The sequence below is a fragment of the Enterococcus sp. AZ103 genome (genome assembly GCF_051714685.1).
Classification (GTDB): domain Bacteria; phylum Bacillota; class Bacilli; order Lactobacillales; family Enterococcaceae; genus Enterococcus_A; species Enterococcus_A alishanensis.
Genome location: NZ_JBIOSI010000002.1, coordinates 611,029 through 626,920, shown reverse-complemented (window position 1 = coordinate 626,920; position 15,892 = coordinate 611,029). Strand labels below are relative to the sequence as shown.

13 protein-coding genes are annotated in these 15,892 nt (G+C 37.2%); 3 read left to right on the top strand and 10 right to left on the bottom strand.

All coding sequences use genetic code 11. The features are described from left to right. Positions 1-49: 49 nt before the first annotated feature. From ID741_RS17610 to rpe, 6 genes are all read right to left on the bottom strand, one after another. Positions 50-517 carry a PTS sugar transporter subunit IIA gene (locus ID741_RS17610; protein ID WP_438721008.1) on the bottom strand — a complete coding sequence of 156 codons (468 nt, stop codon included), beginning with the start codon at positions 515-517 and terminating at the stop codon, positions 50-52. Positions 518-532: 15 nt separating this feature from the next. Next, a complete protein-coding gene (locus ID741_RS17605) occupies positions 533-1,270 on the bottom strand; it encodes a DeoR/GlpR family DNA-binding transcription regulator (RefSeq protein WP_438721007.1) in 738 nt (245 codons plus the stop codon). Positions 1,271-1,353: 83 nt separating this feature from the next. Continuing rightward, complete coding sequence (locus ID741_RS17600) at positions 1,354-2,727, bottom strand: PTS transporter subunit EIIC (RefSeq protein ID WP_438721006.1); 1,374 nt, start codon at positions 2,725-2,727, stop codon at positions 1,354-1,356. Between the two features lie 21 nt (positions 2,728-2,748). Beyond that, positions 2,749-3,675, bottom strand: a complete 927-nt coding sequence (locus tag ID741_RS17595) for a sugar phosphate isomerase/epimerase family protein (RefSeq protein ID WP_218327477.1) — start codon at positions 3,673-3,675, stop codon at positions 2,749-2,751. Between the two features lie 95 nt (positions 3,676-3,770). After that, positions 3,771-4,202, bottom strand: coding sequence for a ribose 5-phosphate isomerase B (gene rpiB / locus ID741_RS17590; RefSeq protein ID WP_438721004.1), 432 nt, complete (start codon positions 4,200-4,202; stop codon positions 3,771-3,773). 15 nt (positions 4,203-4,217) lie between these two features. Continuing rightward, positions 4,218-4,868 carry a ribulose-phosphate 3-epimerase gene (gene rpe / locus ID741_RS17585; RefSeq protein ID WP_218327479.1) on the bottom strand — a complete coding sequence of 217 codons (651 nt, stop codon included), beginning with the start codon at positions 4,866-4,868 and terminating at the stop codon, positions 4,218-4,220. 210 nt (positions 4,869-5,078) lie between these two features. Between rpe and ID741_RS17580 the strand changes: the two genes are divergently transcribed. The 3 genes from ID741_RS17580 to ID741_RS17570 all read left to right on the top strand — a co-directional run bounded on the left by ID741_RS17580 (position 5,079) and on the right by ID741_RS17570 (position 6,923). Then, a complete protein-coding gene (locus ID741_RS17580) occupies positions 5,079-6,086 on the top strand; it encodes a LacI family DNA-binding transcriptional regulator (RefSeq protein ID WP_218327480.1) in 1,008 nt (335 codons plus the stop codon). A gap of 363 nt (positions 6,087-6,449) precedes the next feature. Next, positions 6,450-6,545, top strand: a complete 96-nt coding sequence (locus tag ID741_RS17575; RefSeq protein WP_218327481.1) for a type I toxin-antitoxin system Fst family toxin — start codon at positions 6,450-6,452, stop codon at positions 6,543-6,545. 282 nt (positions 6,546-6,827) lie between these two features. After that, positions 6,828-6,923, top strand: a complete 96-nt coding sequence (locus tag ID741_RS17570) for a type I toxin-antitoxin system Fst family toxin (protein ID WP_218327482.1) — start codon at positions 6,828-6,830, stop codon at positions 6,921-6,923. A 628-nt stretch (positions 6,924-7,551) separates the two neighbouring features. Here the strand turns inward: ID741_RS17570 and ID741_RS17565 are convergent. From ID741_RS17565 to ID741_RS17550, 4 genes are all read right to left on the bottom strand, one after another. Beyond that, positions 7,552-10,071 carry a hypothetical protein gene (locus ID741_RS17565; RefSeq protein WP_438721003.1) on the bottom strand — a complete coding sequence of 840 codons (2,520 nt, stop codon included), beginning with the start codon at positions 10,069-10,071 and terminating at the stop codon, positions 7,552-7,554. 527 nt (positions 10,072-10,598) lie between these two features. Next, complete coding sequence (locus tag ID741_RS17560; RefSeq protein ID WP_438721002.1) at positions 10,599-14,588, bottom strand: hypothetical protein; 3,990 nt, start codon at positions 14,586-14,588, stop codon at positions 10,599-10,601. A 369-nt stretch (positions 14,589-14,957) separates the two neighbouring features. Then, entirely contained in the window at positions 14,958-15,599 is a 642-nt protein-coding gene (locus ID741_RS17555) for a winged helix-turn-helix domain-containing protein (protein ID WP_218327485.1), read from the bottom strand. Between the two features lie 65 nt (positions 15,600-15,664). After that, a complete protein-coding gene (locus ID741_RS17550) occupies positions 15,665-15,892 on the bottom strand; it encodes a hypothetical protein (RefSeq protein WP_218327486.1) in 228 nt (75 codons plus the stop codon).

Below are 15,892 nucleotides of genomic sequence, written 5' to 3'. Positions count from 1 at the left end.
CTTCAGTTATTGATACTTAACTGAAGGGATTTTTAATTTAGTAATAAACCTATTCTAATTCACCAATTTGTTCTTTAGCTCCATATTTCCCTAAATCTAGCTTTAACTTTTCCTTAGCTAAATTAGTGAAAATGACCATCACGTCCGTTGGTTTTTCTTGCGCTTGTAGATATGACAAGTCTACATTGGCTAATAAAGTATTTTCATCCACTTGATCGTCAACCTCGACAGAAATATCAAAGCCTTCACCATTTAATTCTACCGTGTCAATACCGATATGAATCAATACTTCGACGCCACCTTTAGTTACTAATGAAATCGCATGTTTAGTTGGGAAAATAGCAGTAACTTTAGCTTTTATTGGACTGTAAATATCTCCATTAGTAGGAAATATGCCAAAGCCATCTCCCATCACTTTACTGGCAAACATTTCATCATGGACGTCTGCTAAAGCAACGACTTCGCCAGCCACTGGATTGAATAGTGTCACAGCTTTATTTCTACTAAATAGTCCCATTTAAAATTTGCTCCTTTATTTTGAAATAATTTTCATTTCTTTTGCTAATTTTTTATCAGTCTGGTCAGAAATCAAAGTCACCTCAGCTAAATCAAACGCCCGAACAGTTGCCGCTTTGTGGAATTTGGTGCTGTCACATAATAAAAACGAATTTCTAGCTTGATTGATTATCACTCGTTTTTTAGAAGCTTCCACATAGTCTGGTGTGGTGACGCCATACTTCACGTCGACTCCGTTGGCACCTAAAAATGCTTTGTCAAAGATATATTGTTTGATATTTTCTTCCGTTAATGGTCCCGAAATCGAAGAAATAATTGGGTTAAAAGTGCCTCCCAGCAAGGTGATTTCACAAGAAAAATCTCCTACTAACGAAAGTGCGTCCGTGTTCGTGGTAATAATGTGGACTTTTTTGTTTAAAATTTCTTTGAGTAAAGCAAAGCAGGTAGAGCCAGAATCCAAATAAAGCGTGTCACCATCATTGATTTGCTCGGCTGCTAATTTAGCAATATATTGTTTTTCTTTAGTTTGTAGATTGGCTTTATCAGAGATCGGAATTTCCGTTGTGCTAGTAATTAATTTTACCCCGCCACCCGCCAATAGATGGACTTTATTATTTTTTTCCAACTCTTTTAAATCACGTCTTAAAGTCGAGGTAGAAACATCGGGAATATAATTTTGAAACTCTTCAATCCGAATCAGCTCTTCTTGACTGAGAATGTCTAATATTTTTTCTTTTCGTTCGTAAGGAATCATTTTTCAATCCTCATTTCATCTTCATATGTTAACAATAATAATAACACAAATCAGCCATGTCACGAGGATCGATTGCGGATTTCCTAAGCCAATTGGTCGTCTTTATTCGTAAAGATATAGCCTAAAATCGCAGAAACAACTAATGAGATCAACAAACCAATCATTGCTTGAATAAAGTTGGAACTATTTTCTGTCACAAAGGCTGGGAATGTCGTCACGCTACCAAATACGAAAGCATTGGTTACCACTTTCATCAAACCAAGATACGCGCCACCGACTGCACCACCGATAATTTGTGCTAAAAATAGCTTCTTGTTTTTTACTAATAAACCAAACAATGTCGGTTCAATGATTGCTGAAAGCGCAACCGTAATTAATCCAGTCAAAGCAAACCCTTTTAACTTTTTATTGCGTGCCTTGAAAATAACACCAATCGTCGTACCAATAACCGCAAAGTTACAAGCAAAAGTGAAAGGTACAATATAGTCAAAACCGTAAGTTGAAACATTATTAATCATGATTGGATTAACTGCCCAGTGAATCCCGAAACTTACCAAGACACTCCAGCCACCACCGACAACTATACCAGTTAAAACACTACTGCGTTCAATTAACCAATTGACGATATTGGCAATACCTTCACCACCATAAACACCGATCGGTCCAATCACAATCACAGTTAAAGGAATCATTACAACTAATGAAATCAAAGGAATAATAACTAATTTCAACGTTTCTGGAATATGTTTATCTAAGAATTTATATAAGTAAGAAAAGGCCCAAATCGATAAAATAATCGGTACTACAGTAGAATTGTAATTCATTAAGACTACTGGAATTCCCATGAAGCTTGTAGTCGCACCGTTACCTTGATTACCTAGTAGTGCGATAAAATCTGGATGCAACAAAGCAGCCCCGATTAAAGCTGAAAGATATGGACTCGCACCAAATCGTCGCCCAGAAGTGAAGGCTAATAATACTGGTAAGAAATAAAAGACACTCATTGCTGCTGCATTTAAGATTGCATAAGTTCCGCTACTTTCACTTAACCAGCCTAATTGAACGGCTAAAATAGTCAGTCCCCGTAAGATACCTGAACCGGCTAATGCTGGCAGTAAAGGGGCAAAAATTGCTGAAATTGCTGAAAAAATATTGGTAATGATACTGCCGCTTTTTTCATTACTCGTAGCTACTTGTGCTTGACCATTATTATTGACTAACTCTTCGAATTCATCATAAACCTTTGGTACTTCAGTTCCAATCAAGACTTGGTATTGACCAGCTTTGTTGACGACGTTTGCTACGCCGTCCATGTCTCTAATCTTGTCATCGTTTGCTTTTGATGGATCTTTTAACGTCAAACGCAAACGTGTGGCACAATGAGTCATGTTTGAAATATTCTCTGGTCCACCAACTTCGTCTAGAATGTTTTTAGCTAAAGCTTTATAATCTGTCATTTTGTACACTCCTCCAAAATTTTATCCTAAAAAGGCAAGAATTAAATCACTCGCTTTTACTGCACTATTTTCATTAATTACCGCTTGAATCTCTGCCATTCCCACTCTATCAATTAGTTCATCTAACTTTTTAATCATTTTAATATTTCGTTGGCATTCTTCCACCGGATCTTCAATCACTGGGAAAGTATCAAAATAAAAAGCATAGTCATAATCATGCAACTTCGCATAATAGAGAAACTCGATTGTTTTAACTAAATTACTAGTCCCAATCATCAAGCCATCATCGTTTAAACCATAACCGTCATTCAAATGTACGCCATATAATTTCTGGCGACTCCCCAAAATACTAGCACCATAAGCTGGATTTTCATGCTTCATTAACATGTGACAAAAATCTAAAGTGATTCCCAAATTATCACGCTTGACTTCATTCATCATCGCCAATGCTAATCCAAATGAATCAATAAAAGCATAAGCTCGCGGCTGAAATGGTTTGTATTCAATACTAAACTTCACATCTGGTGCATAATCAGCTATTTCAATAAAACAATCACGAATTTGGTTCCAAACTTTTTCATAATTGATTTGGAAAGAATAATCAAAACCATCAAATCCTAGCCAAATAGTTACAATATCGCCACCTAGCTCACGACAATAATCCGCAGCTTCTTTACATAGTTTTAATGCCTCAGCTGAAATCGTTAAGTTAGCGTTTCCAATTTCACCATTGATAAACTCTTCTCTAAATCTTAAAGCGACACCATTTGGTTTCAAATCATTCTTTGCTAAAAGCTCTTTCATATCAGCTGGTGTGTGATTCACTACATGCTCCGGATAATTTAAATCAACATGACTTAGACCTAGATTTTTAAACTCTCCAAATACTTTTTCTAGGTCATGGTCAAATTTCGGTAAAAACGAATTAATTCTAGTTGCCAATTTCATATGATGATTCCTCCTTAAATCTTTTACTGAAATCATCATATCATATGTTTTCATATTATTCCATATTTTTTCAAATTATTTTAAAATTTTTCAAATTAGATTTGGTCAATCATTTCGATTCGGTTGGCATGTCGACCACCTTCAAAGCTGGCCTCTAGCCATTCTTTCACGATCATTTTAGCCAACTCACTGCCGATAACGCGTGAACCAAAAGCTAAAATATTGGTATTATTATGTTCTTTAGAAAGTTTTGCAGAATAAGGTTCGCTACAAACAACCGCACGAATCCCTTTCACTTTATTAGCTGAAATCGAAATCCCAACTCCTGTCCCGCAAATCAAAATACCGCCGTCATAGTCACCGGCTGCCACAGCTTCCGCAACTTTTTTACCATATTTAGGATAATCCGTTCGTTGGTTTGTAGTTGGTCCAAAATCTTCTACCTGATGTCCTAATTCTTTTAAATAATCAATAATTGTGGGCTTTAATTCTAGTCCCACATGATCACTACCAATAGCTAATTTCATAAAAAAACCTCCGATTTATTTTTTTAATTCCGTTAATATTGCTTCATACGATTGGTCTTTGTTGAACAATGCTGAAGTTCCTAAAACAAATCCATCCACACCGATTTTACTTAATTGTTCTATTTTTTCCGGTGAAATCGCACCGTCTACCATTACTTTAAAAGCATAGTCAGCCTTCAGAGCGGTTAATTCTAAGATTTTTTTATCTACAAATGGCAAATACTTCTGACCAGAAAAACCCGGGTTAACCGTCATCACCATCACATAATCCACTAACGGTAATAATTCATGAATTGTAGCAACCGATGTTCCTGGATTGATAGCAATTCCAACTTTTTTCTGCTGATTTTTAATTAAATCAAGAGTTCTAGTAATTTGCGGATCTGACTCAGGATGCACATAAATAATATCCACGCCCATTTCCGCAAATTTCTCAACATATCGACCGGGATTCTCAATCATCAAATGAACATCCACCAGTTTATTGGTACTTTTTCGAATGGTTTCTAAATCTTGTATCCCCATCGCAAAATTTGGCACAAATTGACCATCCATAAAATCCAAATGAAAAATATCAGTCCCAGCTTGATCTAGTGCCACAACTTCTTTTTCTAAAGCAGCAAAATTTGCACACATCATTGACGGACACATTATTTTCTCCATCATAAAATCCTCCTTCATAAATTTTCTTTGAGTAATCGTTTACTCAACGGAGCTAAAAATAAACAATACAAACTATATCTGTAAATGTATTGTTTGGGTAAACGTTTACTCTTAATGTCTATAAATTACCACGATTACTCGTCGCTGTCAAAGAATTTTTTTTATTAATTATGTTAAACTGTTCATAGACAACTATACAAGGAGTTCATTATTATGAAGAAATATTCCATCAAAGATATCGCTAGACTGAGCGGTGTATCAGTGGCCACCGTCTCTAGAGTCATCAATAATAACGGACGATTTTCCGAAGAAACCCGTAAAAAAGTTTTAAGCGTGATTGAAGAAACCAATTATAAAATCAACTACAGTGCTAAAAGCTTACGAATGAATAAATCCTTTACCATCGGAATCTTAGTTCCTGATATTAAAAACTATTTTTTCTCAGACTTGGTTCAAAAAATTGAGGAAATCCTATTTGAACAAGGCTACACCACGATTATTTGTAATACCGCTCGCAATGCTGAAAAAGAACAGGCCTATTTACAAATCCTACAAGCCAAAGGAGTTGATGGCTTAATTATCATTTCAGGCGTTGAGGCTTTTTCTATGAATGCCGCTTCATCTGAAAAAAAGATTCCCTATATTTGCATTGACCGAGAACCACAAGACAAAAGCAAAACAATTTTCATCTCATCAAATCACTACCAAGGTGCCGAAGCTGCTACCGAAAGTTTGATTGCTTCAGGCGCCAAAAATCTAGCCATTGCCTTATATAACCGGATGTCTTCTGCCTCACGAAGCCGTCTATCAGGATTTGAAGAAACATTAAAAAAACATCAGCTTGGTTTCGATGCTGAAAAAAATAGTCTTCGCATCAGTTCCGACGACACTATCAATCAAGAACTAGATAACTTTTTAAAAAATAATCCGACTGTTGATGGTTTCTTTTCCACCAATGATACATTGGCTATGAAGTTAAATAGTCGGCTTAAAAAAATTGGTAAAAACGTCCCTCAAGATATAAAAATGATCGGTTTTGATGATACGCCTTATGGAGAATATTCTAGTCCAACTCTTTCATCTGTTCGACAAAATACACAACAGCTGGCTCAGAAAACTGTTGAAAGCTTACTAAAATTAATGGATTCTTCCACCACGTTAGGTGAAACTATCCTAATCCCCGTAGAATTAATTGTACGAGAATCCAGTTCCCGAATATAAAAAAACTTCGTTAGCTAAAATCGGCTAACGAAGTTTTTTTAGTGAGATTGTTCATCCGTACTACTTTTTTGTAGGGTTCATCTTACTACTGGTTAATCACTGGTTGAGTGATTCAGATGACCAATAATCAGCTGCCTTCTTCAACCCACACGCTTAAGTTTTGTATGAATGATGTAATCTCATTTGTACAATTATATTAACATATTTTTCGATATTTGTAAAACTGAAATCTCTATAAAACGCCGGTGTTTCAACGTTTATAGCACCTTTGATCATTCATGTATTCATCTCGCCAGACAAAAATTATAAGCTACAAACTGCATATATTATTTATGGCAACCCGCCTCATCAGGAGGTGAAATCATGGAGAAATTAATCTCGTTAATCATCGCGCCACTTTTTGTGGGTCTAGTACTTCGACTAGCTGATCATTGGTTGAATGATCACGATGAAAAATAACCGGTTGCCATTCTTCAACCCACACGCTTAATTTAAGCGAAAAATAAACCCCAGCCTATCACACTAGGCTGGGGTTTTGTGTATGGAAAACTTAATCTCGTTTGTACAGATACATTAACATATTTTTCATCATTTGTAAATGTTTTATCTTCGTAAAACGTTGGCGTTTCAACGTTTATAGCCCCTTAGGTCACTGGGCTTTTTCATCTCGCCAGACAAAAATTATAAGCTTCAAACTGCGTATATTATATATGGCAGCTTGCCTCAGTAGGAGGTGAAAGTATGAATGAGTTAATCTCATTAATCATCGCGCCACTTTTTGTGGGACTAGTTTTACAATTAGTTAATCACTGGTTGAGTGATTCAGATGACCAATAGTCAGCTGCCTTTTCTCAACCCACACGCTTAGTTTAAGTGAAAAATAAACCCCAGCCTAGTAGGATAGGCTGGGGTTTTGTGTATGAATGATGCAATCTCATTTGCACAATTATATTAACATATTTTTTATCAATTGTAAAACTGAAACCTTCGTAAAACGCCGGCGTTTCAGTCTTTTAAACCCATTCGTTCATTCAAAATAAGAACCTAGATATATGAATTATTAATGGTAATTGTCTCTCCAACCTTGTGCAACCTACCAAAAGTTATCTGCACTATTCAACCGATAAAGATCCAAGCCGGTTTCTTGTGAATTCAGATTAAGCATCCGAAAAATTGATATACCTTGCTATTTAAAAAACCACACCTTCTTTTATCCAGCCAGTTTGCGTTTCAGAATCTTACTCACTATTTTTCAGTACGAGTAGATATCTTTCGGAAGACATATTTTTCGAAAAAAAACCAAAAAAAGAAACGCCGTAGCGTCTCTTTTCAAGCACACCCCAGAAGGACAGGAATAGGGACAAGGGAGAGTTTATTATTGTCCTTTCTGGAAATGTGCCTTTTCAGGGCAAAAATTTATGGAAATGGGGGATGTTTAGTTTAAATACTGTTGTTACTTCTTTTACTAAGCAGTTGTTAAACCATCAATTGTAGCTTGTAATTCTGTTCTTGCAGCTGTTAATTCGATAAAAGCGGCTACTCTAGCATCTGCTGCTGTGGCATTAGTCATGGCATCTCTTGCATTAGTTGTGCGAGTATGTGCTGATTGCATCGCATTCCAAGAATCATTTGTATAACTTCCTTGACCACCTTCATTTGCAACACTGTAATTTGCAATAGCTGTAACAGTAGGAAGTGTGTTTACTTGCAAACCTACAATCGCTGCATTAATAGAATCAACTGCATCAGTTACTTCCGTATGAAGTTTTCCTAATGGTGCATTTACAAGATCATTTCCAGCATTCACAGCTTCAGTTAAAGTTGCATTCGACGCGGTAGTAATATCAGCAGTGCTTCCCGCAAGCGTTCCTGCAAAAGTGATGCGAGTTTCTAACGCAGTCGTAACTGGTACTACTTGATCCATCGCAGCTTCTAAGTTCGTTCTGGCTGTTGTTAAATTATTAATCGCTGTTGCTCCTGTAGTAGTATCAGAACTAGCAGTTTGCGCTGCAGTATAGATTGTAGCGTAATTAGCAACAGAATCAGCTACATATGCTGAAGCTGTTACACCAGTATTAATTGTACCAGCATCAGTCATCAATATACCTAATGCAGTTTTATTTAATACTAAAGCCTCCATTGCAGTATTTAATCCTGTCAATGCTGTAGTAACAGACGCAGGTGTACTATCAGCACTACCTGCAACAGTAACTGCTAGAGAAAGTGCATTTGTAAATGCTACCGTTGATGTGTAATCAGTTGCGTTTAAACCTTGAGCAGTAGCAATTGCTGTATTTAACGCTACTTTGTTAGTTGCTAAATTATCAATAGCATCAGTAATAACTTGTGTCGCAGCAGCTACTTCTTCGTTTGTATAGTTGTTTGTTCTATATTTGAATGATTCTCCTTCAGAAATAGCTAATTGTAACTTATTATAAGATTCTGGCGTATACATATCATTAGTATTAGCAATTGCTTTCCCTGCGGTAATTGCAGCATTCAAATCTTCAGTACTTACTAGGTTAGCCATAGCATCACGTAATGCAACTCTTGCTGCTGTAATTTCAGCGATTGTAGCAGCATCTGTATCAAGAGCAGCAGCGGCAGTATTTGCAGTGTCGGCTACACTATAACTGTAAATTGAGTAATCATCTGCGTCAGGAGCTAACTCTTTATAAGCTTCTACTTGCGCATCTAAAGCAGTAGTATCTTTCACCAATCCAGTAGCTGCTTCTTCTAAAGCAGTAATTGCTTCCGCTACTTGTGTTGGTGTCACGCCTGCTGGTTCGTTTACATAACCATTAGCAGTTTCTAATGCTGTAGCCATTGCTGCATAGCTAGCTTCTGTAATATCATCTGCATCGAATGCTGTTGCTACTTCGATTGCTGCTGATAAAGCAGTCATGTCAACAGATAAACCGTCGATTGCTGCACGTAAACCAGTTCTTGCTGCAGTAACTTCTTCAACAGAAGAATCAGCAGTGATGGCATTAGCAGTTGCTAAAGCTTCATTGAATGTTGCAACAGATTCTTCAGAGTAGCCATCTGTTGATACTTCATCAGCTTCTGTAATTACTTCGTTTAAAGCAGAAGTATTTGCTGCTAAACCAGCTAATGCTGCATTTAAGTCAGCTAAAACTTCTTGTGCTTCAGCAGGTGTTTTACCAGCTGCATCTTTTACAAAGTCTTCTGCTGCTTTGATAGCTTCTTCTAAATCAGCATAGCTATCAGCAGTGATATCAGCTTCATCATAATTGCCAGCTGCTTCGATTGCTGCATTTAAGTCAGTTAAGTTTGGTACCAATGCGGCAACAGCTTCATTTAATGCTGTTACTTGTGCATTTACTTGTAATTGTGTTGCGTCAGCATTGTCAGCCACTGCTGCTGCCGCTGTGATCGCTTCTTGTAAAGCTGCGAATGTTGTTTCATCGTAATCTGCAGCATTTAAAGCTCGTGCATCTGTTAATGCAGTGTTTAACGCTGCTTTATCAATTGCTGGTGCTGCGTAGAATGAAACTGCTTCATTTGTCCAACCTTGATCAGTTGTTAACCAATCATGTTCAATAGATGATGTAGTAAACATATGTGCACCTGATACTGCGTTAGGATTGTAGCTACGATATACAGGTACTGATTTATCAGTTGAGCTAAAGAAAGCTTTTCCTTCTTGTGTCCAGCCTTCTGCTTTTAAGTTTGCATATTCGCCTTCATCCGTAGTGTAGTGATGATCACTCGCATTTGGATTATACAGACGATAAACAATATCACCTTCTGTAGGTGTAGCCCAACCACCATCTTCAGGAATCCAACCTTGATCATCTAACCAATCTCTTTCATCTGCACTCTCTGTATAAAAATGTTCACCAGTGTTTGGGTTATACAGACGGAATAATTCAAGATTAGCTGCATCAGCATTAGTCCCTCCGTAAATTGCTAGACCCAAACCTATTACTGCTCCAAGACTAAGTAATACAGTCTTCTTCATAAAACTTCTCCTCCTAAAAAAAAATGAATAGTTGCTTCGTTACAATAATAAGAATAACATATTAAAAAACAAAAACAAAGCAAATTTGTCACATTTCATAAATTTTTTTACGTTTTATTATAATTAACGGATAACTAACGAACGGTTGTTATCAACGGGTTTTTATTAACAAAAAATTTTCTATTTTTAGTTATTTTTGTATGTTTTTTTGGAGAATTGGAAATTCCTAAATAACAAAAAAATGACTCCCTCCATAGATTCGCAAAAAAAATTCAAAATAATTGATGATTAATATAAGAAAATATTCTTTTACTTTTCATAATCGATAATACGTCTCGGTTTTCTCGAAAATCTATTTATCTTATCTCCAATACTCTCTCAAATTACTTTTTATACTCCACAGATTTTTTAATGAACTCCAAAAAATAAACACTCCGAACTTTTCAGCCCAAATTAGCAAATAGCATCTTTCTTTCTAAACAAAAAGCTCCCGATTATCGTAAAATAATCAGGAGTTCATCTTATCTTTATTTTCCGTAAAATCCGATTGCTTCTGAGATCCAGCCGACACTTACTAAATGATCATTTTCACTTCTTTCGACTGTGAAGTGATGTGACCCTGCATCTGTCGCATTTGGATTATATAGACGATAAACTGGTACATTTTCTTCTTCTGATGCATAGAAGGATACGCCCTCTTTCGTCCAACCAGAATTTCCGACAAAGTCATATTCCCCTCGGTCAACTGTGTAGAAATGTTCACCTGAGTTAGCATTATACAGACGGTAGACTGGTACGCCAGTTGCTGCGTCGCTACCATGCCAGCTAGTGCCTTCATCTTGTAAGCCTTGATCCCTTAACCAATCTGCCTCTACTCTCGAGCTAGTGAAGATATGCTCACCATTATTTCTATTATACAGACGGTAAACCGGCACTCGTTCTTCTGACGGTGTTGGTTCTGGTGTAGGCTCTGGATCAGGTGTTGGTTCTGGATCTGGGTCTGGTATTGGTTGTTCAACTGCATTGACAGTTAATTTTCCATCTACATAGTTGATCGTGTAATTGGTATCTGCTTCGGCAGTAAGATTCCCTGGTGTAATGGTGATTGGGAACTCACCGACTGTTCCACTATTTGAACCATAAGTAGCTCTTGGTTTTTCTCCACCAACGAAGGCTGTATCAGCACTTTGCCCGTCAATAAAACCAGAATATTTTATATCAATCTCTGCTGGTAATTGCCCATTTTGATCGACCACTACATCGGCGGCTCTTACTTCCACCGCTTTTTTGGCAATGGTATAAGTCTCATTTGCTTCGTAGGTCGGATATTTGTCTCCACCTGCTACAGAAATTTTCGCCTTATATGTGCCCGCCTGGATCGGTGCTTCTGTCGTATAACTTTCTGAACCTTCGGCAGCGTACGTCACTGTGATTGCGCCAAAATCTACTTCACTATAATCGGCAATGCTGACATTCTCAATCCCTTGAACTGTTCCATTGTATTCCGCATTTTCTGGGATATTATACGTCAAAGCACTTGTTGGGAAGTTCAATGCGGTAACAGTTAATGTGCCAGATGTGTAGTTAATATTATAATTTTTCGGTTTTCCAGTATTTGCTTGATTGATTGAGATACTTGAGGTGCCTTTTTTATTTGTGGCTCCAGTAACATAGCTCACTGTTGGACTATTAATCTCAGCAAAGACTGACTGCTCAGTTTCACCTTTTACAAAGTCTTTGTAAGTAATTGCTGGTTGTTGAACCGTGCTCAGATCTGTCCCCACAGGAACACTTAGATCACCAATAGTTGCTTGTATGGCTTTTTGAGTGATGGCGTAATCTAAATCTTTTGTAGATGATCCTTTATATTTTCTACCCTCTTCACCGACAGTAATTTTTATTTTGTATTTGCCAGCATCTTTTGGCAAAGTATCCTCATAATCATAAGGTCCCTTTTCTGCTGAACTTGGTACATTTGTATATTCGACTGATATTGTTCCATAGTCGGCTAGATTTCCGTCATCTCCTGTAATTGTTGGCGCAGAAATTCCTTGTTCAACCCCATTATATTCAACATTTTTAGCATATGGATAACTTAGCTCACCTGTTGCAGAACTTAGATCGATTTTATTGACAGTTAGTTCCCCTTTAACGTCTGTAAAGTCAACAACATAGTTATTATTATGATATGTCCCTTTTTCTAAAACAGTGATATCTTTTTCACCTGCTGTATAACTAGGACTAACACCCGCAGAAACATCCTTGTACTGTAAGGTTGGTTCTGATTGATAAATAGTAGATGCTAAAATAGAGCCATTCTTTTCACCTGTATAAGTGATCGTTGGATTCACAGATTCATCTACATCAACTGTAGGGCTACTAATTGTTGGTGTAACTTTTTGACTAGAAATTATAAAGGTTCCTATAATCTCTTCAAATGCTTGATACTTACTTCCTGTATCATCAGTCTTGATTTTTACCGCGTATTCACCGACATCAATAGGCTCTGTAGAACTAAATGCCTCTGGATCCTCTTGCTCAGCTACTGATGCATAGGTGATTCCATTACCTACAATCGCTCCAAATTCTTCTTTATTATAATTCGTAATATTAGTTGATGTAACCTCATGTCCCTCTCCATCATAAATCAAGTCGCCCATGCCGGTCGAATCCAATGATAATAGTGCCGATTTAATAGGAATTCTAACGTCTACACCTTTAATAGGAAAGAAACCTTGGTTATCACCATTAGTGTATGCAATTCCTGAAATATCATCTTGTCGATCCCATGAGATAGATGGAGTAATCAGTTGATTTGCACCTCGTCGTAATAATGCCTCATCTGTATCTTTGTTAAAGAGGGTATTATTACTATTTTTAGCAATTAGGATCGCATTACCGGAAAAATTTCCGCCGTCATTTAAGTAGTTAACATCTAATTCTCCATCACGCTCTCCGTAAATCACACCTGAACGAATAACAAGAGTCCCACCGCTTATGGTACTCACTGCATTCCCAGCATCTGACGTATTATTAAGTAATACGCCTCCATCCATATTGAAGGTACCTCCAGTATGACCAACACGCACAGCGCCACCAGTTCCATCACTAGTATTCACTGCTTGGTTATTGCTGACAGTCCCTGCCGTTAACGTCACTGTTGAATTGTTGCCAACATAAAAAGCACCGCCAGCACCGTTTGTACTATTAGCCTTGTTATTGTCAATAAGTGTGGTGTTATCGTTTTGCTCATCAATGGTGGTCGTTGCATTGTTTCCAGCTGTTCCTACAGAATAGATGGCTCCTCCGTTCCCAGTCACGGTGTTTCCTTCAATGGTTCCACCAACAATATTGATATCTGCACCATTAGCTGCATAGATAGCGCCTCCATTAACTGCACTATTCTGCTCGATTGTCCCCTCTTCCATTGAAACGTCTGTATAACCTGAAGCATAAATAGCACCTCCGTTTCCGGTACCCTCCTTTGCATTGTTGGAAGCTATATGTGTATTTGAGCCTTTAATGCTAAGGGTCGTAGGATTTGTGTCTGTTCCCGAAGCATAGATTGCACCTCCATGTAGTGCGGACTCATTTCCGTTCATATCACCACCATCTATTACAACATCTGAGCCGCTTGCTGCATAGATACCACCACCTCCATATCCGGTAGTAGTATTTGTCGTTTCATTATTTTTTATAACTCCCGTACTTCCCACTATAACAGATGAATTATTAGCCCCTGATCCGGTACTATATATCCCGCCACCTCTAGCCGCTTCATTATTCTCAATAGTTCCAGCTACTGAAATTTTTGAACCAGAGGTCGCATAGATGGCACCACCATGAGCTGTAGTCTTATTCCCACTAATAGTACTTTCTTCATTCACATTTACAATTGACTTGTTAGATGCGGCTATTGCCTGTCCATTTACTCCACCATTTCCGTCCTTCACTGTACTATTCTCTTCTAAATTTAAAGTTGAATTAGAGACCGTAATTAATGATTGGCTTGAAGTATATGTTTCTTTTTCTCCATCTATTGTTACATTTTTTAAACTAAGTTTCCCTTGAGTATTATTGTTTCTGGAGTCGGTAAGATTAATCACTTTCCCTCCAATAAAACCAAGACTAATCTCATAATCTTCGCCCTCTTCAGACTGAATAATAATATTTTTACCTGCAATGTTAATCTGTGAAGAAATCGTTACATTATTCTTTAACGTAATAGTCGTAGGCGTCGTAGCACCTACGGTTGTGTAATCATCAATTACCTCTTGTATTTCGCTTCCTTCGGTCACTGTATATTCATTTTCGTCTACTTTAATCGCCGCTCCCACCACCAATGACTGGTAGTTCAACAATGTTTCTCCGATAGTCGCTTTGGTGGTGTTTTCAGCTGCAAAAGATTCCACTGATCCTAAACCAAACGACGTCAATAAGATGACCCCAGTTGCGACACTGACTAATTGCTTGTTCCACTTGATCTTTCGATACCGCTGCCCATTTTCTTTATTCATTTTTTTATTCTCCTCCCAGAATTTTTCTAGTTGCTTCGTTACACAATAATAATATCATAAAATTACAAAAAAATAACTAATTTTTTTACAAAAAAATCATGTTTTTGTTTTTTTATTATAATAAACAATTAGTTAACGCGCTTATACATATAATAAAAAGGAAACTTTTATCAAATTATATTTTTTACGAACAAACAGTTTATGTTATCTTTAATTTCAATATAAATAACAAAAAATATTCCAAAGAGTCGATATCAACCTCGCTGGAATATTTTTCTTTGACATTTTTGTCTCATATTCTTTCAAAAATTCAAAATATTGGTGTAATTTAGTCGTCACGTCAAAGTATTCCCCTATTTATTCTTACCTTTAAGCCACTTTCAACATATACCCGACATTCCGAACTGTCATAATCTTGAGATGATCCAGCTCATTTTCTTCTAGTTTATCCTTGATCCTTTTTACCAGATTAGATAGTTGGCATTTGGTAGACAGGCTGAGTTCTTTATTCCAGATTTTCTGACATAAGTCTGCCCGTGAAAAAGGAGTGCCCGGCGTATCTGCTAATATGTTCAATAGGGTTCTTTCTCTTTTACTTAAACCTAGACGATCTACGACATCTTCTAAAGTTTCCGCATAACGTCCCATTTTTTCTGGTGAATCATAGTGACTAAGGGCTTCTCTCAATTCGGTTAAGGAAACTCTTGGGGACATATAGGTCACTTTTTTTTCTTGATGATCATCTTCTGTTAACGGGCCATCTTTTAATTGGATGATGCCTAAAGAGCTTAAGCCAATATCTTCCAAAATCACCTTAGTTTCTTGATTGGTCAACGTTTCACTCAGGACTACTATTTGGAAAGTTTCGAGGAAACTTTTTGGTAAAGCATGTTTTTTGATTGTATTTAAAAGAGTCGTGCTGCATAAAACTTCATGACCCAGATGTCTGATTTTTTCTTCTAATTCGATTTCTACTGAGATACTTTTAGTTAAAAATAATACCCTACACATTCCTAATCACCCGCTTGTCATTTTTTATGTAACGGGCTGTGAGTAGATGACCCACAGCCCTTTTTTTAACTAATAAATTGATTTAATTGTTCTTGCCAGTTGAGATACAACAAGACTGCCGCGATCACTGCCAGCAACGCTACACATAATAGTCCACCGTCAACTAACAGTGCGAGAGGATTTTTTTGTTGTTCCACTCTCAAGCGACTATCTTTAATAAAGAAAAACATGAAACTGATGAGACTGACCATTCCCAGTCCACCAAAGATTGCGATCCATATCGAGATTGTCAT

Excerpts from the sequence above, each read along its gene's own strand:
- ID741_RS17550 (WP_218327486.1), bottom strand. The coding sequence starts at position 15,892 with ATGACAATCTCGATATGGATCGCAATCTTTGGTGGACTGGGAATGGTC.
- ID741_RS17605 (WP_438721007.1), bottom strand. The coding sequence starts at position 1,270 with ATGATTCCTTACGAACGAAAAGAAAAAATATTAGACATTCTCAGTCAA.
- ID741_RS17595 (WP_218327477.1), bottom strand. The coding sequence starts at position 3,675 with ATGAAATTGGCAACTAGAATTAATTCGTTTTTACCGAAATTTGACCAT.
- ID741_RS17610 (WP_438721008.1), bottom strand. The coding sequence starts at position 517 with ATGGGACTATTTAGTAGAAATAAAGCTGTGACACTATTCAATCCAGTG.
- ID741_RS17575 (WP_218327481.1), top strand. The coding sequence starts at position 6,450 with ATGGAGAAATTAATCTCGTTAATCATCGCGCCACTTTTTGTGGGTCTA.
- ID741_RS17600 (WP_438721006.1), bottom strand. The coding sequence starts at position 2,727 with ATGACAGATTATAAAGCTTTAGCTAAAAACATTCTAGACGAAGTTGGT.
- ID741_RS17580 (WP_218327480.1), top strand. The coding sequence starts at position 5,079 with ATGAAGAAATATTCCATCAAAGATATCGCTAGACTGAGCGGTGTATCA.
- ID741_RS17565 (WP_438721003.1), bottom strand. The coding sequence starts at position 10,071 with ATGAAGAAGACTGTATTACTTAGTCTTGGAGCAGTAATAGGTTTGGGT.
- ID741_RS17570 (WP_218327482.1), top strand. The coding sequence starts at position 6,828 with ATGAATGAGTTAATCTCATTAATCATCGCGCCACTTTTTGTGGGACTA.
- ID741_RS17555 (WP_218327485.1), bottom strand. The coding sequence starts at position 15,599 with ATGTGTAGGGTATTATTTTTAACTAAAAGTATCTCAGTAGAAATCGAA.
- ID741_RS17560 (WP_438721002.1), bottom strand. The coding sequence starts at position 14,588 with ATGAATAAAGAAAATGGGCAGCGGTATCGAAAGATCAAGTGGAACAAG.
- rpiB (WP_438721004.1), bottom strand. The coding sequence starts at position 4,202 with ATGAAATTAGCTATTGGTAGTGATCATGTGGGACTAGAATTAAAGCCC.
- rpe (WP_218327479.1), bottom strand. The coding sequence starts at position 4,868 with ATGATGGAGAAAATAATGTGTCCGTCAATGATGTGTGCAAATTTTGCT.